The sequence below is a fragment of the Streptomyces glaucescens genome, assembly GCF_000761215.1.
In the GTDB taxonomy this organism is placed as follows: Bacteria; Actinomycetota; Actinomycetes; order Streptomycetales; family Streptomycetaceae; genus Streptomyces; species Streptomyces glaucescens_B.
In genome coordinates this window covers 6,675,673-6,698,609 of sequence record NZ_CP009438.1, presented here as the reverse complement: position 1 = coordinate 6,698,609, position 22,937 = coordinate 6,675,673, and the positions used below count along the sequence as shown (strand labels likewise).

Below are 22,937 nucleotides of genomic sequence, written 5' to 3'. Positions count from 1 at the left end.
CGTCCGCCGGACGGGCCGGACCCCGGGAATGCGCGCGGGGCGCAGGCGTTGAACCCGGTGTGAGTTCCGTGATCGCCGCGACCCGTTTCTCCGTGCTCGACCGCTCCCGCACCCGGGAAGGCCGCCCGGACGGTGAGGCGCTGCGCGACACCGTGCGCTTCGCGCAGGAGGCGGAACGGCTCGGCTACCACCGGTTCTGGGTGTCGGAGCACCACGGCGTGCCCGGCGTCGCCGGTTCCGCGCCGACCGTGCTGGCCGCCGCCGTGGCCGGCGCGACCCGGACCATCCGGGTGGGCACCGGCGGCGTGATGCTGCCGAACCACCGGCCGCTGGTCGTCGCGGAGCAGTTCGGGGTGCTGGAGTCGCTGTTCCCCGGTCGGATCGACATGGGCCTCGGCCGCTCGGTCGGCTTCACCGACGGGGTGCGCAAGGCGCTGGGCCGCGACAAGGGGGACGCCGAGGACTTCGCGGCCCAGCTCCAGGAGCTGCTGGGCTGGTTCCGCGGCACGTCGCCCACGGGCGTGCGGGCCCGGCCGTCCGAGGGACTGAGCGTGCCGCCGTTCGTGCTGGCCATCGGCGAGGGCGCCGCCATCGCCGCCCGGGCCGGCCTGCCGATGGTCATCGGTGATCTGCGCGACCGGGAGAAGCTGCGGCGCGGCGTCGACCACTACCGCGCCCACTTCCGCCCCTCGCCCTGGGCCGGCGAGCCCTACGTGGTGGTCTCCGGCACGATCGCCGTCGCGGCGACCCCCGAGGACGCACGCCGCCTGCTGGTCCCCGAGGCCTGGTCGATGGCGTACTCCCGCACCCGCGGCACCTTCCCGCCGCTGCCGCCGGCCGAGCGGGTGGAGGCGCTGGAGATGAGCACGAGGGAGCGGGGGTTCTACGAGTCGGGGCTGACCGGGCAGCTCGCGGGCACCGAGGAGGAGGTCCGCGACGCCCTGGAGACGGTGCTGAAGGAGACCGGCGCGCAGGAGGTGCTGGTCACCACCAGCACGTACGACCGCGAGGCGCTGCTGGACTCCTACCGGCGGCTGGCCCGGATCGCCGGACTGTCCCCGGCGTAGAATCGCGGGGTTTGTCCGCCCCGGTCCGTTCGGAGTCCGCCGCATGACCAGCCCGCACGATCCCCACGTCCGCGTCCGCGGTGCCCGTGAGCACAACCTGCGGGGCGTCGACGTCGACGTCCCCCGGGACGTGGTCGCAGTGTTCACCGGCGTGTCCGGCTCCGGGAAGTCCTCGCTGGCGTTCGGCACGATCTACGCGGAGGCCCAGCGCCGCTACTTCGAGTCGGTCGCCCCGTACGCCCGCCGGCTGATCCACCAGGTCGGGGCGCCGAAGGTCGGCGAGATCAGCGGGCTGCCGCCGGCCGTGTCGCTGGAACAGCGCCGCTCGGCGCCCACCTCCCGCTCCTCCGTCGGCACCGTCACCAACCTGTCCAACTCGCTGCGGATGCTGTTCTCCCGGGCGGGCGACCACCCGCCGGGCGCCGAGCGGCTGGACTCGGACGCCTTCTCCCCCAACACCGCCGCCGGGGCGTGCCCCGAGTGCCACGGCCTCGGCCGGGTGCACACCACGACGGAGGAACTGCTCGTCCCCGACCCCTCGCTGTCGGTCCGGGAGGGCGCCATCGCGGCCTGGCCCGGCGCCTGGCAGGGCAAGAACCTGCGGGACATCCTCGACGCCCTCGGCTACGACGTGGACCGGCCGTGGCGGGAGCTGCCCGCCGAGCAGCGCGAGTGGATCCTCTTCACCGACGAGCAGCCGGTGGTCACGGTCCACCCGGTGCGGGACGCCGACCGGATCCAGCGCCCGTACCAGGGCACGTACACCAGCGCCCGCCGGTATGTGCTGAAGACCTTCGCCGACTCCAGGAGCGCCACGCTGCGGGCCAGGGCGGAGCGCTTCCTGACCAGCTCGCCCTGCCCCGGGTGCGGCGGCAGCCGGCTGCGGCCGGAGGCGCTGGCGGTGACGTTCGGCGGGCGCACCATCGCGGAGCTGGCCGCGCTGCCGCTCGTGGAGCTGGCGGGCGTGCTGGAGGGCACCTCGCAGACCGCGCGCGTGCTCACCGACGACCTGAAGTCCCGTATCGCGCCCGTCGTCGAGCTGGGCCTCGGCTACCTGAGCCTGGACCGGGCGACGCCCACGCTGTCGGCGGGCGAGCTGCAGCGGCTGCGGCTGGCCACCCAGCTGCGGTCGGGGCTGTTCGGCGTGGTGTACGTCCTGGACGAACCGTCCGCGGGTCTGCACCCGGCGGACACGGAGGCCCTGCGCAGTGTGCTGGAGCGGCTGAAGGCGGCGGGCAACTCGGTGTTCGTGGTCGAGCACCACCTGGACGTGGTGCGGGGCGCCGACTGGATCGTGGACGTGGGTCCCCGCGCGGGCGAGCACGGCGGGCGGGTGCTGTACAGCGGTCCGGTGGCCGGGCTGGCGTCGGTCGCCGAGTCGGCCACGGCGCGCTTCCTCTTCGGGGACTCCCCCGCTCCGGCGCGCCCCGCGCGAAGGGCGCGCGGGCGGCTCGAGGTCGGTCCCGTCACCCGGCACAACCTGCGCGGCGTCACCGCCGCGTTCCCGCTCGGGGTGTTCACGGCGGTCACCGGGGTGTCCGGGTCCGGGAAGTCGACGCTGATCGGCGAGATCACCGAGGAACTCCCGGGCGTGGGACGGCTGGTGTCCGTCGACCAGAAGCCGATCGGGCGGACCCCGCGTTCCAACCTGGCGACCTACACCGGGCTGTTCGACGTGGTGCGCAAGGTGTTCGCGGCGACCGACGCCGCCCGGGAGCATGGGTACGGCGTCGGCCGGTTCTCCTTCAACGTGGCCGGCGGACGCTGCGAGACCTGCCAGGGCGAGGGGTTCGTCAGCGTCGAGCTGCTGTTCCTGCCGAGCACCTACGCGCCGTGCCCCGACTGCGGCGGTGCCCGCTACAACGCCGATACGCTGCGGGTGACGTACCGCGGCCGGAACATCGCCGAGGTGCTGGACCTGACGGTCGAGGCCGCGGCGGACTTCTTCGCCGACACCCCGCCGGTGGCCCGCAGCCTGACCACCCTGCTCGACGTCGGCCTCGGCTATCTGCGGCTGGGACAGCCCGCGACCGAGCTGTCCGGCGGGGAGGCCCAGCGCATCAAGCTGGCGAGCGAACTCCAGCGCGGGCGCCGCGGCCACACCCTGTACCTCCTCGACGAGCCGACGGCCGGCCTCCACCCGGCCGACGTCGCGGTGCTGATGCGGCAGCTGCACGGCCTGGTGGACGCCGGGCACACCGTGATCGTCGTCGAGCACGACATGTCCGTGGTCGCGGGCGCCGACTGGGTGATCGACCTCGGGCCCGGCGGCGGCGCCGAGGGCGGCCGGATCGTGGCGGCGGGGCCGCCGGCCGAGGTGGCCCGGACGCCGGAGAGCCGCACGGCCCCGTATCTGGCGCGCGCGCTGCCGTGAGCCTCCTCAGGCCAGCAGCGCGGCATGCGTCCAGCACGGTTGCGCGGTGCGGGCCGGCTGGGCGGCCCGGGCCAGACAGCGGCGGTCGGGGTGCGCGCCGGGCGGGATGAGCGGGCGTACGTCGACCTGCGCGACCAGGTGCCGGGCCATGGCCACCCGCCACAGCGAGGCGAGCAGCGAGTCGTCGCCGACGAAGGCGGGGGTGGTGCTGGCGGGGCCGTCGGCGAGGCGGTAGCGGAGGGCGACCGGCTGGACGGGCACGCCCGCGTCCAGCGCGGCCTGGAAGACGGCCCGCCGGAACTCGCCCTGCGCCTGCCCGCACCAGGTGCTCCCCTCGGGGAAGACCCCGACCGCCGCCCCGGACCGCAGGGCGCCCGCGAGGCGGGCCACCGTCTCCGGCAGCGCCCGCAGCCGGTCCCGCTCGATGAACAGCGCCCCGCGCGCGGCCAGCGGCCCGGCGACCGGCCACCGCCGTATCTCGGCCTTGGCGAGCATCCTGGCCGGGCGGACGGCGGCGAGCAGCGGGACGTCCAGCCAGGAGATGTGGTTGGCGACCAGCAGCAGCCCGCCGTCGGGCGGCGCGGTCCCGGTGAGCCTGATCCGCACCCCGGCCGCCCGCACCAGCGCCCGGCACCACCGGCGCACCAGCTCCGCCGGGATGCGGCGGCCGAGCGGGGACAGGGCGATCCCGGCGAGCAGCACGGCCGTGACCGCGGTGAGCCGCAGCACGGCGCGCGGCACCGCCCGCAGCCGGGACGTCGCCTGCACGCAGGCGCCCGGGGTGCAGGGCGCGCCGGGCAGCCAGGCGCTCATCAGGCCGGGACGAGGGAGAGGAAGTGCCGCAGGTAGCGCGGGTGGATCCGGCGCATCGGCAGCAGCACGTACAGGTCGGCGACGCCGAACGCCGGGTCGTGGGCGGGCTCGCCGCACACCCAGGCGCCGAGCCTGAGGTAGCCGCGCAGCAGGGGCGGCAGCTCGGTGCGGGCGGCGGGGCGGGCCACGTCCTCGGCCGTCCAGGGCAGCAGCGGCCGTACCCGGTACTCCTCGGGCGCGAGGTGGCGCTCGCGCACCCGGTCCCAGGTGGCCGCCGCGAGGGTGCCGCCGTCGGCCAGCGGGATCGAGCAGCAGCCCGCCAGCCACGCGTGGTCCCGGTCGGCCATGTAGCGGGCGATGCCCGCCCAGATCAGCCCGATGACGGCGCCGTCGCGGTGGCCGGGGTGGACGCAGGAGCGGCCGACCTCGACCAGGCCGGGCCGGATGGCGGCCAGGGGGGCGAGGTCGAACTCGCCCTCGGAGTAGAGCCGCCCGGCCACCGCGGCCCGCTCGGGCGGCAGCAGCCGGTAGGTGCCGACGACCTGGCCGGTGGTCTCCTCGCGGACGAGCAGGTGATCGCAGTAGGCGTCGAAGGCGTCGGTGTCCAGGCCGGGCTGCGGGCTGGTCAGCAGGGCGCCCAGCTCGCCCGCGAAGACGTCGTGCCGCAGCCGCTGCGCGGCCCTGACGTCGTCCTCGTCGCGGGCGAGGGACACGGTGTAGCGGACGGGCGCGGCGGGCCGCGGGGGACGGTCGAGCGTGGGCACACCGGTCATGGCTCACTCCTGGTACGGCCGGAAGGGGGGCGGAGGTGTACCCCCCGTTTCTTCCGAGGCCGTCTGGCCGGTACATGACGGGTGACGGGAGCGGGGATGTGGGGTCGTTGAACGGACCGCGGCCGGGCGCGCCGTCCGGTGGGCGGTGCGCGGCTGCCGAGCCCGCGGCGCGGCTCCGTGGCGCCGGGGACCGCTCGGCGCGTCCGTCCCGCGAGGACCATGTCCGCGGCGCCCGGGCCGGGCACATGAGACGGGGCCGGGGAGCACCACTCCCGGCCCCGCCCGCCCGCACCGTCGGCGAACGTTCACTGCGGCACCCGCCGGGGGCTACCGCTTCACCTTCCGCGTGGCCCGCAGCCACTCCTTGTTCATGCTGGTGATCGACATCAGCGGGATGCCCTTCGGGCAGGCGGTCGCGCACTCGCCGGCCAGGGTGCACCCGCCGAACCCCTCCTCGTCCATCTGCGCCACCATGTCCAGCACCCGCGTCTCCCGCTCGGGAGCGCCTTGCGGCAGTACGTTGAGGTGGTTGACCTTGGCGGAGGTGAACAGCATCGCCGCGCCGTTGGGGCAGGCCGCCACGCACGCCCCGCAGCCGATGCACTCGGCGTGCTCGAAGGCGAAGTCGGCGTCCGGCTTGGGCACCAAAGTGGCGTGCGCCTCGGGCGCGGCGCCGGTCGGCGCGGTGATGTAGCCGCCGGCCTGGATGATCCGGTCGAACGCCGAGCGGTCCACGACCAGGTCCTTGATCACCGGGAAGGCGGCGGCCCGCCACGGCTCGACGTCGATCGTGTCGCCGTCCCGGAAGGACCGCATGTGCAGCTGGCAGGTGGTGGTGCGCTCGGGCCCGTGCGCGTCCCCGTTGATCACCAGGGAGCACGCGCCGCAGATGCCCTCGCGGCAGTCGTGGTCGAAGGCGACGGGGTCCTCGCCCTTGAGGATGAGTTCCTCGTTGAGGGTGTCGAGCATCTCCAGGAAGGACATGTCGGGTGAGATTCCGTCCACCTCGTACGTGGACATGGCGCCGTCGGCGTCGGCGTTCTGCTGGCGCCAGACGCGCAGGGTGAGCCTCATGCGTAGCTCCGCTGGGTGGGGTGGACGTACTCGAAGACCAGGTCTTCCTTGTGCAGGACGGGCGCCTCGCCGGTACCGGTGAACTCCCAGGCGGCGGCGTAGGAGAACTCCTCGTCCTTGCGGGCGGCCTCCCCCTCGGGGGTCTGTGACTCCTCGCGGAAGTGGCCTCCGCAGGACTCGGTGCGGTGCAGCGCGTCGAGGCACATCAGCTCGGCGAGCTCCAGGTAGTCGACGACGCGGTTGGCCTTCTCCAGCGACTGGTTGAACTCCCGGCCGGTGCCGGGCACCTTGATCCGCCGCCAGAACTCCTCGCGGATCTGCGGGATCCGCTCCAGCGCCTTGCGCAGCCCGGCGTCGGTGCGGGCCATGCCGCAGTACTCCCACATGAGTTCGCCGACCTCGCGGTGGAAGGAGTCGGGAGTGCGGTCGCCGTCGACGGCCAGCAGCAGGTTCACGCGGTCCTCGGTCTCGGCCAGCACCTCCTGCACGACGGGGTGTTCGCCGGTCACCTCGGCCTGGTGCGGATGGCGGGCGAGGTAGTCGTTGATGGTGGCCGGGAGCACGAAGTAACCGTCGGCCAGGCCCTGCATCAGGGCGGAGGCGCCGAGCCGGTTGGCGCCGTGGTCGGAGAAGTTGGCCTCCCCGATCGCGAACAGTCCGGGGACGGTGGTCTGGAGGTCGTAGTCGACCCACAGGCCGCCCATCGTGTAGTGCACGGCGGGGTAGATCCGCATCGGCACCTGGTACGGGTCCTCGTCGGTGATCCGCTGGTACATCTCGAAGAGGTTGCCGTACCTGGCCTCCACGGCCTCGCGGCCCATCCGCCGGATGGCGTCGGCGAAGTCCAGGTAGACGCCCTGCCCGCCGGGGCCGACGCCGCGCCCCTCGTCGCAGACGTTCTTCGCGGCGCGGGAGGCGATGTCACGCGGGACCAGGTTGCCGAAGGACGGGTAGATGCGCTCCAGGTAGTAGTCGCGCTCGTCCTCGGGGATCCGGTGCGGCGGCCGGGTGTCCCCCTTGGCCTTGGGCACCCAGATCCGGCCGTCGTTGCGCAGCGACTCGCTCATCAGGGTCAGCTTGGACTGGTGGTCGCCGGTGCGGGGGATGCAGGTGGGGTGGATCTGGGTGAAGCAGGGGTTGGCGAAGTAGGCGCCCCGCCGGTGCGCCCGCCAGATCGCCGTCGCGTTGGAGTTCATGGCGTTCGTCGACAGGTAGAACACGTTGCCGTAGCCGCCGGAGGCGAGGACGACGGCGTCCGCGACGTACGTCTCGATCTTCCCGGTGATCAGGTCGCGGGCGACGATGCCGCGCGCCCGCCCGTCCACGACGATCAGGTCCAGCATCTCGGTGCGCGGGTGCAGCTCGACGTTGCCCGCGGCGATCTGCCGGCTCAGCGCCTGGTAGGCGCCGAGGAGGAGCTGCTGGCCCGTCTGGCCGCGGGCGTAGAAGGTCCGCGAGACCTGGACGCCGCCGAAGGAACGGGTGTCGAGCAGGCCGCCGTACTCGCGGGCGAACGGCACGCCCTGCGCCACGCACTGGTCGATGATCTCGACGGAGATCTGCGCGAGCCGGTGCACGTTGGACTCGCGGGCGCGGAAGTCGCCGCCCTTGACGGTGTCGTAGAAGAGGCGGTGGACGGAGTCGCCGTCGTTGCGGTAGTTCTTCGCCGCGTTGATGCCGCCTTGCGCGGCGATCGAGTGGGCGCGGCGCGGGGAGTCCTGGTAGCAGAACTGGACGACGTGGTAGCCCTGTTCGGCGAGGGTGGCGCCGGCCGAGCCGCCCGCGAGTCCGGTGCCCACGACGATCAGCGTGTGCTTGCGCCGGTTGGCGGGGTTGACCAGCCGGGCCTCGAAGCGGCGCTTGTCCCAGCGCTCGTGGACGGGGCCGGACGGGGCCTTGGTGTCGGCGACCGGCTCGCCGGTCGAGTAGTCGGCGTAGGTGGTCATGGTCAGTTCACCACTCCGGTCATGACGCCCACGGGTACGGCGATGAAACCGGCCGTGAGCAGCAGCGCGAGGACGTCGGCGATGGTCTTCAGGGCGCGGTCGCGGGTGCGGCTGCCGACGCCGAGGGTCTGGGCGGCGCTCCAGAAGCCGTGCCGGACGTGCAGCCCGACGGCGAGCATCGCGACGATGTAGATGACGTTGCCGTACCAGGTCGAGAAGGTGTCGACGACGTTCTGGTAGGGGTGGCCCTCCTGGAAGCCGCCCGGGTGGACGTGTCCGGTGGTCAGGTCCAGGACGTGCCAGACGATGAACAGGCCGAGGATGATCCCGCCCCAGCGCATGGTGCGCGTGGCGTAGGAGGCCCGCGGCTTCTTGTGCACGTACCTGCTGGGGCGCGCCTTGATGTCGCGGCGGCTGAGCTGGTACGCGGAGACGGCGTGGGCGACGACCGCGACGAGCAGGACGATCCGGACCAGCCAGAGGGTCCACTCGTAGTGCATGAACGGTTCGCCGACCGTGCGCAGCCAGTGCGCGTAGTGGTTGAACTCCTCCGGGCCGAAGAAGATCTTCAGGTTGCCGATCACATGGGCGACCAGGTACAGCAGCATGATCACGCCGCTGACGGCCATCACGGTCTTCTTGCCGACGGAGCTGTCCCACATCGTGCGCGCCATGGACGGCCGTCGGCCCGTCCGCGTTGCCAGTGCCATGTCTCAGCACGCTAGGGCCGCCACCCCCGATCGGTCCAAGACATGGTACGGCTCGTTTCCATAGGGTGCGCCTATGCTCGGCGCATGCAGTTCCAGCAGCTCCAGTACTTCGTGGCCGTCGCGGAGACCCGGCACTTCACCCGGGCGGCCGAGCGGGTGCACGTCGCCCAGCCCTCGCTGTCCCAGCAGATCAAGGCGCTGGAGCGGGAGCTGGGCGCCGACCTGTTCCTGCGGGCGCGGGGCAACATCACGCTGACGGACGCCGGGGAGGCACTGCTGCCGCTGGCCCGGCGGATCCTCGCCGACGCGGACACGGCGCGGCACGAGGTGCAGGAGCTGGTGCAGCTGCGGCGCGGCCGGGTCCGGCTCGGCGCCACCCCGAGCCTGTGCACCGGCCTGCTGCCCGACGTGCTGCGTGCCTTCCACGACCGCTACCCGGGCATCCGGCTGCTCGTCGAGGAGGGCGGCTCGCTCGACCTCGTACGGCACCTCGCGCGCGGCGCCCTCGACCTCGCCCTGGTCGTCCTGCCGCTGCCGACGGCGTCCCCGGCTCTGACCACGGTGGAGCTGCTGCGCGAGGACCTGGTCGTGGTGTCCTCGCCGGAGGCGCCCCGGCCGGGCGGCGGGCGGCACTCCGTACGGGTCGCCGAACTGGCGGGCGAACGTCTGGTGATGTTCCGGCACGGCTACGACCTGCGCGAACTCACGGTCGCCGCGTGCCGCGCCGAAGGCTTCGAACCGGACTTCGCGGTCGAGGGCGGCGAGATGGACGCGGTGCTGGGGTTCGTCCGCGCCGGCCTGGGCGTGGCCGTGGTCCCCCGGATGGTGGCGGCACGGTCGGGGCTCGGCCTGCGGGTCACTCCACTGGCCCGGCCGGGGCTGCACCGGACCATCGCGCTGGCCCACCGCAGCGATGTGGCTCCGCCCCGGGCCGCCCGGGAGTTGCAGCGGATGCTGCTGGAGCGGTGAGGGCGCGACGCGATCCCGCCAACTGCCTCACCACGCCGGTGCCTTACCGGCTGGGCGTCTGCGGTCTCTCGGGCGTCTGCGGGTGTCGCCGTAAGCGCCCCGCCCCGCGCGGTCCCCCGCGCCGCTCCCTCACGCACGGCGGCGTGCCGCCGCCTCCCGGATCCGCTCCAGGGGGATGTTCGCCTGCGCGCAGAGGCTGGCCAGGTCGAAGTAGATCGACTCGCCCGCCATCAGGCCGTCCCGGAAGGGGACGACGTTGGCGAAGGGAACCTCGAAGGAGCCGCCGCCCGGCGGGATCCCCAGCCAGTCACCGCGGCTGGTGCCCCGCAGCGTGCCCCACACCGCGACGACGTCGTCGCCGTAGGCGATGCCCTCGTCCTGCGGGGCGAGGTCCGGGAACGCGGTGAAGTACTGCTGCCGGTAGGCGGCGCGCACGGCGTCCGCGCCCTGGCTGCGCAGCCCGAGCGCCTTGGTCTCCAGGAAGCAGTCGCCGACGAACGTCCGGAGGATGCCGTCGATGTCGCGGGCCGCCTCCGCCGCGCGATGGGTTTCGAAGAGACGGCGCATCTCGGTGGTGTCCATGCCCGTGCTCCCAGCCGGGTCCGGTCGGATCCTCTCCCTCGATCGTAGGGAGCGCCCGCCGGGGCGACCACCGGGCCGGTGCCACCGCTGCGGCGCTCAGCCCGACGCGTCCGCCATCGCCAGTTCGTGGAGGCGCTCGGGCGGACCGGGACGGGCGTAGTACCAGCCCTGCGCCGTGTCGCAGCCCAGGATTCGCAGCTGTTCGGCCTGGGCGCCGGTCTCCACGCCCTCGACGGTGACCGCGAGGTCCAGGCTGTGGGCGAGGGAGACGATCCCGTCGACGATCTTGAGGTCGACGGGGTCGGCGGGGAACTGCTGCATGCTCTGGGTGAAGGAGCGGTCCAGCTTCAGGACGCTCACCGGGAGCCGGCGGAGGTTGGCGAGGTTGGAGTATCCGGTGCCGAAGTCGTCCAGGGCGATGTCCACGCCCATCTCGGCCAGCCTGCGCAGCGGCTTCAGCAGGTCGTCGTCGGCGCCGATCAGGGCGGACTCGGTGACCTCCAGGCACAGCGCGTCGGGATCGACACCCGCCGTCTCCAGGATCTCCACCGTGTCCTGGACCAGCCCGGGGTGGCTGAGCTGGCAGGGCGAGAGGTTGACGTTGATGCGCAGTGGCGCGGTGGCCGTGCCGGCGTGGCGTTCGCGCCACTCCTTGGCCTGCCGCACCGACTGCTCCAGCACCCAGCGGCCCAGCGGCACGATCAGGCCGGTGTGCTCGGCGAGCGGGATGAACCGGTCCGGGCCGAGCACGCCGTGCTGCGGGTGCAGCCACCGCACCAGCGCCTCGGCGCCCCGGACGCTGCCGTCGCCGAGGTGGACCAGCGGCTGGTACTCGATGAAGAACTCGCCGCGGTCGAGGGCGGTCGGCAGCGCGGTGGTGAGCCCGTGCCGGGTGATGGCGCGGGCGTCGGCCTCGGCGTCGGCCAGCTCGGAACGGTTGCCGCCCGCCGACTTCGCCCGGTACATGGTGATGTCGGCGCTGCGCAGCACCTCCGCCGCGCTGCGCTCCCCCGCCGGGCCCTCGACGATGCCGATGCTGCCGCGCACGGTCAGCTCCCGGCCGTCGATGCTGATGGGGGCGACCAGCGCGTTCATGATCCGGGAGGCCAGCTCGTCGACCTCGCGCCGGGTGTCGGGGCCGGTGGTCAGCGCCACGAACTCGTCGCCGCCGAGCCGGGCGACCATCTCGCCGGGCGCCGTCGCGCAGGACTGGAGGCGGTCGGCGACCTCGACGAGCAGCCGGTCGCCGGCCGCGTGGCCGAGACTGTCGTTGATCGTCTTGAAGCCGTCCAGGTCCAGGTAGCACAGCCCGAACCGGTGGCCGGGGCCCGCGTTCAGCACCTTCTCCAGGCGCTCGAAGAACAGGGTGCGGTTGGGCAGGCCGGTGAGCGCGTCGTGGGTGGCCTCGTAGCGCAGCCGGAGGTTGAGCAGGCGGCGCTCGGTGGTGTCCTCCATCAGCGCGAGCTGGTACTGCGGGTTGCCGTCGGCGTCACGCAGCAGGGAGACCGTGAGGTTGGTCCACAGGACGGTGCCGTCGGGCCGGTAGAAGGCCTTCTCGACGTGGTAGTGCTCGCGTTCGCCGCGCACCAGCTCCTCGTAGAGCCGCCACACGTGGGGCGAGTCCTCGGCGTGCGTCCAGTCGCGGACGTTGCGGCCGCGCACGGTGTGCTCGCCGCCGCCGAACATCCGCAGCAGGGCGCCGTTGACCTCCAGTACGTTGCCGTCCAGGTCGGCGATGCCGATCCCTATCGCCGCGCCCTCGAACACCGCGCGGAACCGGGCCTCGCTGGCGTGCAGTGCCTGGGCGACCACGCCCTGGGCGCGCAGCGCGGCCTGGGCGATGGCCTCCTGCTCCGTGAGGGTGCGGGCCCGCAGCGCCTGGGCGAACCCGGCGGCCATGGCGTGCTGGAGCCGCGCCGAACGCGCCCGCAGGCCCTCCTGGTCGCCGCCCTCGCCGCAGTAGAGCACCAGGTAGGCGTCCACGCAGTCCAGCGTGCGGCTGAGCGCTTCGGGGTCGGTGCAGTGGGCGGCGACGAGCGCGGCGCCGACGGCCCGGCCCTCGGCCGCGTCGAAGGTCCTGGCCCGCAGCGCCCGGCTGAGCCGCCGGGCGAGCGGCAGCAGCCGCTCCTCGAACTCCGGGCGGGTCAGGGAGGTCAGGGTCACCGGGAAGACCGCCCGGCTCCAGATCGTCGCGAACCGGCGCAGTCTGTCCTCCGGCCCGTCCGGCTCCGCGCTCACGCCGTACGCCCCACGCCCGCGAAACCGGAGAACGCGTACGGGTCCTCGTCCTCCGGTGCGGTGTCCGGCCGCCAGTGCGGCATCGGCACCAGTCCGGGTTCCACCATGTCGTACCCCTCGAAGAACCGCGCGATCTCGTCGCGCGAGCGCATGATCAGCGGGTTGCGAATGTCCTTGTATACGTCCACCGCACCCCCCGCCCGCTCCGCCGGCAGGGGAATTCCCTCGTACGAGGCATGCGTCAGGACCAGCAGGCTGCCGGGCGCCAGTGCTCGGCCCAGTTGCGCCACCGCGCCGTACGGGTCGTCCGCGTCCTCCACGAAGTGCAGTATCGCAACGAGGAGCAGGGCCACCGGGCGGTCGAGGTCGAGCAGCCGCTCGACCTGGGGGCTGGTCAGGATGTCCTGCGGCTTGAGCAGGTCCGCGGCGGCCACGTCCGCGTGCGGGTTGCCGTCGAGGACCGCCTGGCTGTGGGCGACGGCCACCGGATCGTGGTCGACGTAGACGACGCGGGCGCCGGGGCTGGCCGCCTGGGCGACCTCGTGGACGTTGCCGAAGGTCGGTATGCCCGAGCCGATGTCCAGGAACTGGGTGATGCCCTGGTCCACGGCGTGGCGGACCGCGCGGCGCATGAAGGCCCGGTTCGCCTGCATGATCTTGGGGAGTCCCGGCACGAACTCCATGGCCCGGCGGGCCGCTTCCCGGTCCACCTCGAAGTTGTGCGAACCGCCCAGGTAGAAGTCGTAGATGCGCGAAACGCTCGGCACCGTGATGTCGATGCTCCGTGGGGCCCAGGCGGGACGCTCCATCTAGCTCTCCAAGGCATAGGCGATCCGGTGTTCGAGCAGAGGCTACTGATCGTCCGCCAAACGGGCGAGCTGAACCGGAAATTGACCATCCGTTCCCGGTCACTGCCTGCGACACGTGCCGCATTCCGCGGGTTCGCGCGCGCATCCACGCGCCGTGTCGGTGGCGTTCCGGAGAGTTCCCGTGCCGACAAGGCCGGAGGGCATGCCGTCACACCGGTCCGCCCCCGCCGCGGGGAGCGGCGGGGGCGGACCGGTGGGGTGCGGCGGGCCGGGCAGGGGCGCCGCTCGCGGGGGTCACTCCTTCTCCGGCGCACCGATCGGCTTGCCGTCGGGCGCCACGGCGAACCAGGTGCCGCCCACGCCCTGCCCGTTGGTGTCGCCGGGGGCGGTGTCGCCGCTGAAGGTGTAGATGGGCCAGCAGTTGACGGTCTGCTGCTTGGTCCCGTCCGGGCGGGTGAAGCTCATCAGCCCCTTCTTCTGCACCCCCTTGGTGTCGTTCGCCTCGACCGGCGCGACGGCGGGCCAGTTCTCCAGGCAGGCGCCGGTGCAGGCGGAGACCGGCTTCGGCCAGGCCTCGTCCTTCATGAAGCGGTAGACCGTCATGCCGTTCTTGTCGACGACGATCTCGCCGAGCTCGGGGTCCTTGCGGGTGGACAGTCCGGGCAGATCGGCGAGCGTGGCCTTCTTGCCGTCGGGTGCGAGGGCGTACCATGTGCCGCCGACGCCCTGGCCCTTGGTCTCGCCGGGAGCCACGTCCTTGGCGTAGCGGTACGCCGGCCAGCCGCCGACGGTCAGCTGTTTGGTGCCGTCGGCGCGGGTGACCTCGCCGAGCAGGTTCTTGTCGATGCCCGCGCCGGCCGAGGCGTCGTCCGCGGGGACGGGGGGCCAGGCGGTGGCGCACTCGCCCTCGCAGTTGGACTTGGGGGGTTCGGCGGTGTCCTCGTCGAACCGGTAGAGGGTGCGGCCGTCGGCGTCGGTCAGGACCCGGCCGAGTTCCGCGTTCGCGGAGACGCCCAGCTTGCCGGCCGGGGCGGCGGCAGCCGCGGCGCCCTGCTGGTCCGTGGCCTGCGCACCGGCACCCGCCCCCGCGCCGTTGCCGATGCCGGTCCCGCCGTTGCCGATGCCGGTGCCGCCGTAGCCGCCGGCCGCGGCCGTCGCGCCGACGTTCTGACTGGCCGGCTGGGTCCCGCCGCCGTCCTGGCCGCACGCCGTCGTCAACGCCAGCACGACCACGGCACCCGCCGCGAGTGAGGCGCTCCGCCAGGAGGTCTTCATTGTCAACTCCCCATCGTCACAAGGCTCTTGCAGTCACAGCGCCCTGCTGCGCCGCCGCTCGACAGGGGGTACGGGCGGAGGCGGGGGGTGCGTTCAACGGACGGGCGGATTTCTTCCCGGGCGGGCCGGGCCCGGGCGGCCGTCCGGGGTGATGCGCGGGTGCGGTACCTGGCGGCGTCCAAACCCGCGCAAGGCCTTTTCCCTCCTTCGTGTCATATCTCCGGCGTCTCGGCGTGCCGGTGCCGGGCAGGCCTCATGATCTCCGGCGTGCATGGATCCGAACCGACCCGTTTACCCGTGACCGCGAGGGCTCTCACCCTGACGGCGCTGACGTGGGCCCTCGTCGGCGCGCCGGCCGGTGTCGCGGTCGCCGATGCCTGCGCCTGGGCGTCGACCGGGCCGGGCGGCGCGGAGGCGGTGTCGGTCGCGGGAAGTCTCACGTGCCCGACCCCGACCCCCACACCGACCCCGACACCGACACCGACACCGACGCCCACCCCCACTCCGACACCCACGCCGACCCCGCCCCCGACGCCCACTCCCCAGCCGCCTCCGCCGAAACCGCCGCCCCCTCCGGCCCCCACACCGAAGCCGCCGCCGAAGCCCACCCCGCCACCGCCGCGGCCGGCACCTCCGCCGGCGCCCCAGCCACCTCCGGCCCCGCCGGTCACCCGGCCCACGCCGCCCCCACCACCCGCACCGGCGCCTCCTCCCACGCCCCCCAGTCCGGCCCCGAAGCCCGCTCCGCGCCCCTCCGCGACCCCGGTGACCTATCCGGAGTATCGCGCCTCGCCGCGTCAGCGGCAGATCCGGCACGCTCCCTCGCCGGTCACCTACGTCCTGCTCATCACCGTCCCCGCGGTGCTCGCCGTCGCCGCGCTGCGTCCACGCTGACCCTGGAGGAATCCGTTGCCGGAATGGCTTGTTCTCACCCTCGCGATGGTGGCCGCCTGCGTGGTGGTGGTCGCCATCACCCTCGTACGCCATCGCGCCGCGCGCGAAGACGAGGATCCCAGCGAGACGCCGGACGTCATCGAGTACATGACGATGTGGATCGGTGTGATCTACGCCATCGTCCTGGGCCTGGCCATCGCGGGCGTCTGGGAGGCGCGCGGCGCCGCGGAGGACCACGTGCGCACCGAGGCCCAGGCCCTGCACGAGATCTCGGAGCGGGTACGGGTCTATCCGCCCGAGGTCCGCGAGCGGATCCGGGAGGATGTCAACACCTACGTCGGACACGTCGTCACCACCGAGTGGAAGGCGATGGCCGACCAGGGCACGGTGACCGAGCGCGGCGACGAGCTGATGCGGCGCATCCGCGTGGACCTCACCGACTACGAGCCGCGCGACGATTTCGAGGCGCAGGCCTACCAGCCGCTCATCGACCAGATCAGCGTCGCCGACCAGGCGCGCAACGCCCGCGCGGACTCGACCGAGCCGACCATGCCGGGCGTGGTGTGGTTCGGCCTGATCACCGGGGCCGTGATCACCATCGGAATGATCCTCGCCCTGCAGATCCGGCGCACTCCCCGGGAACTGATCCTCGCCGTGCTGTTCTCCGCGCTGATCGCCTTCATGCTGTTCCTCATCTGGGACTTCGACGCGCCCTACAGCCGGGGCATCACGGCGACGGCGGAACCGTTCCTCGACCTGTTCCCGGACGCCGGACGCTGACGGGGTCCCCTGGATCCGTGCACTCGGCCGAAGGCCGCCGCCACGCCGGTTCCGTCCCCCGGCGGAGGGAACGCGGTTCCCCCGAGCGGCCCATCCGCGTGACCCGTTCGCGCGCCTGCGATCGCGCCCTCGCACCGGCATTCCTAGCGTTTCGGTCACCGAGGTGCATTTCTGGCGTGAGCGGAGAAGGTCCGCGGCTGCTCCTCGGGGACCGGAGGATTCACCATGCGCGCGATACGCGTCGCCTCGGCCGCACTGCTGGGCCTCACCGCCCTCGGCCTCACCGCTCCCGCCGCGCACGCGCGCGGTGACGAGACCGGTTTCCAGGGCACCGTGCTGCCCCGGACCATCCCGGCCGGCGGCCAGGTGACACTCCACGCCGTCGGCTGCGCCACGGACGTCCGCATCAGCTCGGGCATCTTCGAGGACGTCGTCATCCGCAAGGGCGAGTCGCACGCCAAGGCCGTCGTCGACCGGGACGTCGAGGCGGGCGCCAGTTACGAGATCAGGTTCCACTGCGGCACCTTCTGGCGGACGTCGGACGTCACCGTCGCGGGCGGCCGGCCGAGCCGTCCCCCCACCCCCGCGCCCATCGTGCCCAGCCGGGGCGCGCACGCCGGTGAGGGCGGCACCGCCGCCGGGTTCGACCTGCGGGAGACCGGGCTGGGCGTCCTGCTCGTCACGGGTTCGGTCGGCGCCGCGTACCTCCTGTCCCGCCGCCGTACCGGCGACGACGGCGCCTGAGACGGCCGCCGCACACCCCACCCCTCGGACGGTGCCGTCCGAGGGGTGGGGTGTGCGGCGGCCGGGACCTCTCCCGGATCAGATCCGCTTCTCGGAGCGGCGCCGCATCCAGAACACGCCGCCGCCGATGACGGCCGCCGCGACCAGCCCGCCGCCGATGGCGATGTCGGCCGGCGTGGCGCCGTGGGAGCTGCTGCCCCCGATGCCGCCGCGGACGCCGCCGAGGACGGTGAAGGCCGCCGGCCGGGTGAGGGTCCGGCCGGAGCAGTGGACCGTGATGTCGTAGGAGCCGGGGCGGGCGTTCGGGTGGATGGTGGCGGTGCCCCGGGCGGTCTGGTTGGTGCCGTGGACCGGGGTGAGGGCCGTCGTCGGGAAGGCGGCGGACGTGGCCGTGCCGCCGCGCGGGCAGCCGTCGACGGTGATCGTGAGCTGTCCTCCGCGGGCGATCACGCCGGGCAGGGCCACGATGTTGCTCGGCGACTTGCCGTGGTGGCCGCCGTTGCCGCCCTGACCACCGCCGTTACCGCCCTGACCCCCACCATTGCCACCGTGACCACCGCCGTTGCCGCCCTGGCCGCCGCCGTTGCCACCTTGGCCCCCACCGTTACCGCCCTGACCCCCACCGTTGCCGCCCTGACCGCCGCCCCAGTGCCCACCCCAGTTGCCGCCGTTCCCACCCCCGTTGCCGCCGCCGTTCCCGCCCTGGCCGCCGTTGCCGCCGCCGTTCCCGCCCTGGCCGCCGTGACCGCCCCCGTTGCCGCTCTGGCCGCCACCCCCGTCCCCACCCTGGCCGTCACCCCCGTTCCCGCCCTGGCCGTCACCCCCGTTGCCGTTCCCGCCCCAGATGCCGCCCGAGTTCCCGCCTGAATTGCCGCTCGTGTCGTCCCACGCGACGGCCTCCGGGGCCGTGAGGCCGAGGGCGGCGACCGCGGCAGCGGAGACCGCCAGAGCACGATAGTTACGCATGTGATCCTCCGCGGAAGACGCCCCGGGGCCCGTCCCCGGTCGATCGGCGAGAAAGCGCCTCCCGGGAAAGACCCTCAGTCGCCCCGCGAGGACCCGCATTTCGGCAATGGTCCGTCCTGGTGAGGCAACACGCCGGAAGAAAACCACACAATCGGATATCGCCGCAGGTCACGGACCGTCAGAAAATTCCTGCTCAGGGCAACTCGGATGGCGCACCTGCCCGTCTCGGGCACCACCCGTTCGCCGTTGACCCGTCGCCGCTTCCGCGGACGGCATTTAGCGTTCTCGTAAGCGCGAATTGACGTGGCGACGGCCGCGTCGAAAGGGGATGGCGAATGTCTGCGTCCGAGCTGTCCGCCGAGCTGGCCGAAGCGGAGGAGCGGCGGAAGAAGCGCGCCCCGTGGGGCGTGATAGCGCTTGTTCTGCTGACGGGTCTCGCGCTCATCCGGAACGGTTCGGGGGAGTTCGACGTGGGCCCGCCCCAGCCCGCGTCGGCGGCGGCCGCGGACAGCGCCGTCGTGCGCGACACGTTCGGACAGGCCGTGCAGCCGCTGCCGTACGCCGTGCCGGACCGGGTGCGGATCCCGGCCATCCAGGTCGACGCGCCCGTGATCCCGGTCGGCCTGGACGCGGAGGGCTGGGTGGACGCCCCGCCACCGGAGGACCCGAACCTGGCGGGCTGGTTCACCGGCGCCGTGTCGCCCGGCGAGAAGGGCACGGCCGTCGTCGTCGGCCATGTCGACAACAAGCAGGGACCCGCCGTCTTCTACGGTCTCGGCGCGCTGAAGCAGGGACATCACGTCGAGATCGGCCGCGGGGACGGGAAGACCGCCGTGTTCGAGATCTACGGCATCGAGGTCTTCGACAAGAACAACTTCCCCGGGGACCGCGTGTACGCCTCCAAGGGCGCCCCGGAACTGCGGGTCATCACCTGCGGAGGCGGTTTCTCGCAGCAGAACGGCTACAACGGCAACGTGGTCGCGTTCGCCCGCCTGGTCGAGGTCCGCTGAGGCGGGCCCCGGCCCGGCGGGCGCCGGTCGTCAGACCTGGAGGCGGCTGGGCACGGTGATGCGGTAGCCCGCGTCCAGCAGCTCCGGCAGATAGGAGCGCAGCGCCCGCACGCTCTGCGAACGGTCGCCGCCGGCGTCGTGGGAGAGCACCACCACCCCGGGGGCGGCCCCGTCGGCCACCCGGTCGACGATCGTGCGGGTGCCGGGTTCCGTCCAGTCCAGGGTGTCGACGGTCCAGGCGAGGGGTTCCATGCCGAGTTCGGCGCCGATGCGGAAGGCCGCCCGGTTCCAGGCGCCGTAGGGTGCGCGGAACCAGCGGGGCCGCTCCCCGTAGGTGTCCTCGATGACGTCGCAGGTGCGCTCCATCTCGGTGCGGATCCGGGCGCCGGTGAGCCGGGTGAGCAGCGGGTGGGACCAGGTGTGGTTGCCGACGACGTGGCCCTCGTCGGCCATCCGCACGAGCAGGTGCGGGTGGGCCGCGGCCATCTCCCCGCAGACGAAGAACATCGCGCGCACGTCGTAGGCGCGCAGGGTGTCCAGGATGTCCGGGGTGTAGCGGGGGTCGGGTCCGTCGTCGAAGGTGAGCACCATGGTGCGGCCGATGCCGGACACGCTGAGCAGCGGCCTGCGCCGGACCGGGGGGCGGCCGGGCACGGCCCGGGGCGGTCCGTAGCCGGTCAGGGGCTGGAGGCGGTAGGCCGACGGCCTGAGCGGACGCCGTGCCGGGGGGCCGGGGGCGGCGGGGGCGGGGGCGCGGACCGCCTCCTCGCCCGCGCCGAGGCCGAACAGCCCGGCGGCGGCGCCGGCCGCGCCCAGCGCGGCGGCACCGGCGAGCAGGGCCCGGCGCCGGCTGGTCAACTGATCCTTCTTCATGCACTCATCAGTCGCCCGGCCCGGACCCGGCGCACCACGGCGGCACCGGTGCGGCGGCAGGAATCCACCCGTGCGGCGCATGCCGGGACGTGAGCCGGTCCTCCCCCGCGCCGGGAGCGGGAAGCACCGGTTCCGGTAGCCTCGGGCCGTGACGGAACAGCACTCGTACCGGTTCGAACGGGGCACGGACGGGCCGAAGGTCGTCCTGGTGGGCGTGGACGGCTCGGACTCCTCGCTGCGGGCGGCGGCCTACGCGAGCGGGCTGGCCCGGCGGCAGCGCGCGCTGCTCGCGGTGGTGTACGTGCAGCCGGTGCAGGCGGCGGGCGCGGCGCTCGGGGCGCCGGTCGCCGTCACCACCGACGAGATCGCCGAGGACCTGGTGGCGCAGATCCGTGAGGCGGCCGAGCGGGTCAAGGGGATCTTCGAGGTGCGGTGGGAGTTCCACACCTTCCACGGCGACCCCTTCTACGGGCTGGTGAAGGCGGCGGACGAGCTGAAGGCCGACGCGGTGGTCGTCGGCGCTTCCGAGCAGGCGGGCCACCGGATCGTGGGCTCGGTCGCGGTGCGGCTGGTCAAGGCGGGGCGCTGGCCGGTGACGGTGGTGCCGTAGCCTCCGCCGTTCGCCGCGGGGACGTCCCTGTCCGCGCCTCTTCCGTGGCTTCCTGCCCGGTCCGCCGTGCGTGGCGTCTTCCCTCGGGTCGTCGGCTGAGTCATCATGATCCGCCGTCAGCCGTTTGCCGATCGCGAAGAGGTGAGGCGCATGGCCGGGCTCCGGGCGGGCGAAGGGGTTCTCCGCCGCAAACCCATCGAACACATCGAGGAGACGGAGGTCGGCGAGGGCACCCGCCTCGACCGCTCCCTGGGACTGGGGCAGCTGACCGCGATCGGGGTCGGCGGCATCATCGGCGCGGGCATCTTCACGCTCGCGGGCACGGTCGCCAACGGCACGGCGGGGCCGGCGGTGCTGGTCTCGTTCCTGATCGCCGGTGTGGCAAGCGCCGCGGCGGCGCTGTCGTACGCCGAGTTCGCGGGGCTGATCCCGAAGGCGGGCTCCGCCTACACGTACGGCTACGCGGTGCTGGGCGAGCTGGCGGGCTGGTTCATCGGCTGGGACCTGCTGCTGGAGTACACGGCGATCGTGGCGGTGGTCGCGATCGGCATCTCCGGCTACTTCAGCTTCCTGGTGAACGAGATGGGCGCCGATCTGCCCGCCTGGATGCTGGGGGCGCCGGGCACCGGCGAAGGGCACCGGATCGACCTGTTCGCGGCGCTGCTGTGTCTGCTGATCGCCTACCTGTTGACGCTCGGCATCCGGAACGCGGCCCGTTTCGAGACGGTGGTCGTGGTGCTGAAGGTGCTGGTGGTGCTGCTGGTCATCGGCGTCGGGGTGTTCCACATCGACACGTCGAACTACAACCCGTTCTTCCCCTACGGGGTGAGCGGTGCCTTCACCGGTGCCGCGACCGTGTTCTTCGCGGTGTTCGGCTACGACGCGATGTCGACGGCGGCCGAGGAGTCGAAGGACGCCCAGCGGCACATGCCAAAGGCGATCATCTACTCGCTGGTCATCTCGATGGTGCTGTACGTGGCGGCCTGCCTGGTGCTGACCGGGATGCAGCACTACAGCGAGATCGACAAGGAGAGCGGGTTCTCCACCGCCTTCAAGTCGGTGGGGCTGACCGGGCTCGCGGACGTGATCGCGGTGGGCGCGATCATCGGCATCCTCACCGTGATGTTCACGTTCATGCTCGGGGTCACCCGGGTCTGGTTCGCCATGTCCCGGGACGGGCTGCTGCCGCCGTGGTTCGCCAAGACGCACCCGACCCGGCACGTGCCGACCCGGGTGACCTGGATCGTCGGGGTGGCGTCGGCCGCCATCGCCGGGTTCCTGCCGATCGGCGAGGCGGCCGAGCTGACCAACATCGGCATCCTGCTGGCCTTCGTGGTGGTGTGCGTGGCGGTGATCGTGCTGCGCTACCGGCAGCCGGAGCTGCCCCGCACCTTCCGGACGCCGTGGATGCCGTTCGTGCCGGCCGTGGGCGTGGTGTTCTCGATCTGGCTGATCACGTTCCTGCAGTGGCAGACCTGGGTGCGGTTCGCCGTGTGGTTCGCGGTCGGGCTGGTGCTCTACTTCACCTACTCGTACCGGCACTCCAAGCTGGCGGCTCCTACAGGGAGCTGAGGAAGTCCAGCAGGACGGCGTTGTACTCCCGCGGCTTCTCCAGGTTGAGGTAGTGGCCCGCGCCCTCGATGGTGACGGAGCGGCCGCCGGGTGCCGCGGCGGCGAGCCGCTCCGCCGCGGCGAGCAGGTCGGCGGGCTCCAGGGCGCCGTTGACGGTGAGCACCGGGACGCGGATGCCGGGCACGCGGGACCAGCTGTCGGTCGAGTGGACGAGCCAGTCCTTCTCGCCGGGGGTGTGCTTGGAGATCGTGTGCCGGGCCATCTCGCGCAGCCGACGCGGGATGGCCGGGTCGATCTCGTCGGCGCCGCGGTGCTCACCGGGAACGACGCGGACGAAGGCGTCGAGCCAGCCCTCGATGTCTCCCGCGCCCAGGGTGCGGGCGTATTCGGCCTGGATCTCCTGGTGCCAGGGGTCCGTGTACTGCCAGTCGGCGGTCGCGGAGCCGCTGACGACGGCCGCCCGCACGAGGTCCGGGTGCTCCAGCAGGGTGTCGGTGACGATCGCCCCGCCCATCGACACCCCGACCAGGACCGCGGGCCCGGCGTCGACGTGGCGCAGCAGGGCGGCGAGGTCGCCGGCCCAGGTGAACGGCCGGGAGGCGTTGGCCGACCAGCCGTGGCCGCGGACGTCGGGGGCGATCACCCGGTGATGGGCGGCGAGGGCGGGGATCTGGTCGTCCCAGAACCGGTGGTCGGTGAACCCGGAGTGGATCAGGACCACGAGGTCCCCTGAGCCGGTGTCGAGATAGGCGAGGTCACCGTCGGCAGAGGGGAAGGAGCGGAGGTCCGCAGCAACATTCATGACAACCAAGGTGTCATCTTCCTCGCGGTTTGACAACCGAGATGTCATGATGGCCG

At 73.1% G+C, this 22,937-nt stretch carries 21 protein-coding genes and 1 pseudogene; 10 read left to right on the top strand and 12 right to left on the bottom strand.

Translation table 11 applies throughout. The features are described from left to right. The first annotated feature begins 59 nt into the window (after positions 1-59). Positions 60-1,067, top strand: coding sequence for an LLM class flavin-dependent oxidoreductase (locus SGLAU_RS28940; RefSeq protein ID WP_043505482.1), 1,008 nt, complete (start codon positions 60-62; stop codon positions 1,065-1,067). Positions 1,068-1,110: 43 nt separating this feature from the next. Further along, positions 1,111-3,441 (top strand): ATP-binding cassette domain-containing protein, encoded by a 2,331-nt coding sequence (locus SGLAU_RS28935; RefSeq protein WP_043505481.1) that lies wholly within the window; start codon positions 1,111-1,113, stop codon positions 3,439-3,441. Between the two features lie 6 nt (positions 3,442-3,447). Here SGLAU_RS28935 and SGLAU_RS28930 read toward each other — a convergent pair whose 3' ends face one another. The 5 genes from SGLAU_RS28930 to SGLAU_RS28910 all read right to left on the bottom strand — a co-directional run bounded on the left by SGLAU_RS28930 (position 3,448) and on the right by SGLAU_RS28910 (position 8,721). After that, positions 3,448-4,254, bottom strand: coding sequence for a lysophospholipid acyltransferase family protein (locus tag SGLAU_RS28930; RefSeq protein ID WP_043505480.1), 807 nt, complete (start codon positions 4,252-4,254; stop codon positions 3,448-3,450). Beyond that, entirely contained in the window at positions 4,254-5,027 is a 774-nt protein-coding gene (locus SGLAU_RS28925; RefSeq protein WP_043505479.1) for a GNAT family N-acyltransferase, read from the bottom strand. Before SGLAU_RS28925 ends, SGLAU_RS28930 begins: the two co-directional genes overlap by 1 nt. A 327-nt stretch (positions 5,028-5,354) precedes the next feature. Next, the gene (locus SGLAU_RS28920) at positions 5,355-6,101 is read right to left on the bottom strand and encodes a succinate dehydrogenase/fumarate reductase iron-sulfur subunit (protein WP_043505478.1); all 747 of its coding nucleotides are present in this window, start codon (positions 6,099-6,101) and stop codon (positions 5,355-5,357) included. Continuing rightward, complete coding sequence (locus SGLAU_RS28915; RefSeq protein WP_043505477.1) at positions 6,098-8,047, bottom strand: fumarate reductase/succinate dehydrogenase flavoprotein subunit; 1,950 nt, start codon at positions 8,045-8,047, stop codon at positions 6,098-6,100. Before SGLAU_RS28915 ends, SGLAU_RS28920 begins: the two co-directional genes overlap by 4 nt. A gap of 2 nt (positions 8,048-8,049) precedes the next feature. Continuing rightward, positions 8,050-8,721: a succinate dehydrogenase gene (locus SGLAU_RS28910; protein WP_043505476.1), complete on the bottom strand. Its 672-nt coding sequence runs from the start codon at positions 8,719-8,721 to the stop codon at positions 8,050-8,052. Between the two features lie 120 nt (positions 8,722-8,841). On the opposite strand from SGLAU_RS28910, the gene SGLAU_RS28905 reads away from it, so the two are divergent. Continuing rightward, the gene (locus tag SGLAU_RS28905; RefSeq protein WP_043505475.1) at positions 8,842-9,726 is read left to right on the top strand and encodes a LysR family transcriptional regulator; all 885 of its coding nucleotides are present in this window, start codon (positions 8,842-8,844) and stop codon (positions 9,724-9,726) included. Positions 9,727-9,855: 129 nt separating this feature from the next. On the opposite strand, the gene SGLAU_RS28900 is transcribed toward SGLAU_RS28905, so the two are convergent. The 4 genes from SGLAU_RS28900 to SGLAU_RS28885 form a co-directional block, all read right to left on the bottom strand. Then, entirely contained in the window at positions 9,856-10,308 is a 453-nt protein-coding gene (locus SGLAU_RS28900) for an ester cyclase (RefSeq protein WP_043505473.1), read from the bottom strand. A 96-nt stretch (positions 10,309-10,404) separates the two neighbouring features. After that, entirely contained in the window at positions 10,405-12,546 is a 2,142-nt protein-coding gene (locus SGLAU_RS28895) for a putative bifunctional diguanylate cyclase/phosphodiesterase (protein ID WP_043505472.1), read from the bottom strand. Beyond that, a complete protein-coding gene (locus SGLAU_RS28890) occupies positions 12,543-13,355 on the bottom strand; it encodes an SAM-dependent methyltransferase (RefSeq protein ID WP_043505471.1) in 813 nt (270 codons plus the stop codon). Before SGLAU_RS28890 ends, SGLAU_RS28895 begins: the two co-directional genes overlap by 4 nt. Before the next feature lie 294 nt (positions 13,356-13,649). Next, entirely contained in the window at positions 13,650-14,630 is a 981-nt protein-coding gene (locus tag SGLAU_RS28885) for an SCO0930 family lipoprotein (protein ID WP_043505470.1), read from the bottom strand. Between the two features lie 765 nt (positions 14,631-15,395). Between SGLAU_RS28885 and SGLAU_RS36780 the strand changes: the two genes are divergently transcribed. The 3 genes from SGLAU_RS36780 (at position 15,396) to SGLAU_RS28870 (ending at position 17,048) form a co-directional block, all read left to right on the top strand. Next, positions 15,396-15,524: a hypothetical protein gene (locus tag SGLAU_RS36780; protein WP_279628012.1), complete on the top strand. Its 129-nt coding sequence runs from the start codon at positions 15,396-15,398 to the stop codon at positions 15,522-15,524. A gap of 15 nt (positions 15,525-15,539) precedes the next feature. Continuing rightward, entirely contained in the window at positions 15,540-16,304 is a 765-nt protein-coding gene (locus SGLAU_RS28875; RefSeq protein ID WP_078957948.1) for a DUF4239 domain-containing protein, read from the top strand. 225 nt (positions 16,305-16,529) lie between these two features. Further along, positions 16,530-17,048 (top strand): hypothetical protein, encoded by a 519-nt coding sequence (locus SGLAU_RS28870; protein ID WP_043505467.1) that lies wholly within the window; start codon positions 16,530-16,532, stop codon positions 17,046-17,048. A 78-nt stretch (positions 17,049-17,126) separates the two neighbouring features. On the opposite strand, the pseudogene SGLAU_RS36835 reads toward SGLAU_RS28870, so the two are convergent. Then, positions 17,127-17,590: pseudogene (locus tag SGLAU_RS36835) on the bottom strand (hypothetical protein). A 7-nt stretch (positions 17,591-17,597) separates the two neighbouring features. Between SGLAU_RS36835 and SGLAU_RS36830 the strand changes: the two are divergent. Together SGLAU_RS36830 and SGLAU_RS28860 are read left to right on the top strand one after the other, a co-directional pair. After that, positions 17,598-17,915 (top strand): hypothetical protein, encoded by a 318-nt coding sequence (locus SGLAU_RS36830; protein WP_052413945.1) that lies wholly within the window; start codon positions 17,598-17,600, stop codon positions 17,913-17,915. 434 nt (positions 17,916-18,349) lie between these two features. Further along, positions 18,350-19,024, top strand: a complete 675-nt coding sequence (locus SGLAU_RS28860; protein ID WP_043505466.1) for a class F sortase — start codon at positions 18,350-18,352, stop codon at positions 19,022-19,024. 30 nt (positions 19,025-19,054) lie between these two features. Here SGLAU_RS28860 and SGLAU_RS28855 read toward each other — a convergent pair whose 3' ends face one another. Then, positions 19,055-19,897: a polysaccharide deacetylase family protein gene (locus SGLAU_RS28855; RefSeq protein WP_208868959.1), complete on the bottom strand. Its 843-nt coding sequence runs from the start codon at positions 19,895-19,897 to the stop codon at positions 19,055-19,057. Between the two features lie 148 nt (positions 19,898-20,045). Here SGLAU_RS28855 and SGLAU_RS28850 point away from each other — a divergent pair, with 148 nt between their 5' ends. Both SGLAU_RS28850 and SGLAU_RS28845 read left to right on the top strand, forming a co-directional pair. Beyond that, positions 20,046-20,507 carry a universal stress protein gene (locus SGLAU_RS28850; protein ID WP_043505465.1) on the top strand — a complete coding sequence of 154 codons (462 nt, stop codon included), beginning with the start codon at positions 20,046-20,048 and terminating at the stop codon, positions 20,505-20,507. Positions 20,508-20,657: 150 nt separating this feature from the next. Further along, a complete protein-coding gene (locus SGLAU_RS28845; protein WP_043505464.1) occupies positions 20,658-22,079 on the top strand; it encodes an amino acid permease in 1,422 nt (473 codons plus the stop codon). Here the strand turns inward: SGLAU_RS28845 and SGLAU_RS28840 are convergent. Next, complete coding sequence (locus SGLAU_RS28840; RefSeq protein WP_043505462.1) at positions 22,066-22,881, bottom strand: alpha/beta fold hydrolase; 816 nt, start codon at positions 22,879-22,881, stop codon at positions 22,066-22,068. The two genes, SGLAU_RS28845 and SGLAU_RS28840, sit on opposite strands and share 14 nt — an antisense overlap. Between the last annotated feature and the right edge of the window lie 56 nt (positions 22,882-22,937).

Bases quoted from the DNA above. Each gene is read 5' to 3' on its own strand.
- SGLAU_RS28935 (WP_043505481.1), top strand. From the start codon at position 1,111: ATGACCAGCCCGCACGATCCCCACGTCCGCGTCCGCGGTGCCCGTGAG.
- SGLAU_RS28930 (WP_043505480.1), bottom strand. From the start codon at position 4,254: ATGAGCGCCTGGCTGCCCGGCGCGCCCTGCACCCCGGGCGCCTGCGTG.
- SGLAU_RS28925 (WP_043505479.1), bottom strand. From the start codon at position 5,027: ATGACCGGTGTGCCCACGCTCGACCGTCCCCCGCGGCCCGCCGCGCCC.
- SGLAU_RS28920 (WP_043505478.1), bottom strand. From the start codon at position 6,101: ATGAGGCTCACCCTGCGCGTCTGGCGCCAGCAGAACGCCGACGCCGAC.
- SGLAU_RS28915 (WP_043505477.1), bottom strand. From the start codon at position 8,047: ATGACCACCTACGCCGACTACTCGACCGGCGAGCCGGTCGCCGACACC.
- SGLAU_RS28910 (WP_043505476.1), bottom strand. From the start codon at position 8,721: ATGGCGCGCACGATGTGGGACAGCTCCGTCGGCAAGAAGACCGTGATG.
- SGLAU_RS28905 (WP_043505475.1), top strand. From the start codon at position 8,842: ATGCAGTTCCAGCAGCTCCAGTACTTCGTGGCCGTCGCGGAGACCCGG.
- SGLAU_RS28900 (WP_043505473.1), bottom strand. From the start codon at position 10,308: ATGGACACCACCGAGATGCGCCGTCTCTTCGAAACCCATCGCGCGGCG.
- SGLAU_RS28890 (WP_043505471.1), bottom strand. From the start codon at position 13,355: ATGGAGCGTCCCGCCTGGGCCCCACGGAGCATCGACATCACGGTGCCG.
- SGLAU_RS28885 (WP_043505470.1), bottom strand. From the start codon at position 14,630: ATGAAGACCTCCTGGCGGAGCGCCTCACTCGCGGCGGGTGCCGTGGTC.
- SGLAU_RS28870 (WP_043505467.1), top strand. From the start codon at position 16,530: ATGCGCGCGATACGCGTCGCCTCGGCCGCACTGCTGGGCCTCACCGCC.
- SGLAU_RS28860 (WP_043505466.1), top strand. From the start codon at position 18,350: ATGTCTGCGTCCGAGCTGTCCGCCGAGCTGGCCGAAGCGGAGGAGCGG.
- SGLAU_RS28855 (WP_208868959.1), bottom strand. From the start codon at position 19,897: ATGAAGAAGGATCAGTTGACCAGCCGGCGCCGGGCCCTGCTCGCCGGT.
- SGLAU_RS28845 (WP_043505464.1), top strand. From the start codon at position 20,658: ATGGCCGGGCTCCGGGCGGGCGAAGGGGTTCTCCGCCGCAAACCCATC.
- SGLAU_RS28840 (WP_043505462.1), bottom strand. From the start codon at position 22,881: ATGAATGTTGCTGCGGACCTCCGCTCCTTCCCCTCTGCCGACGGTGAC.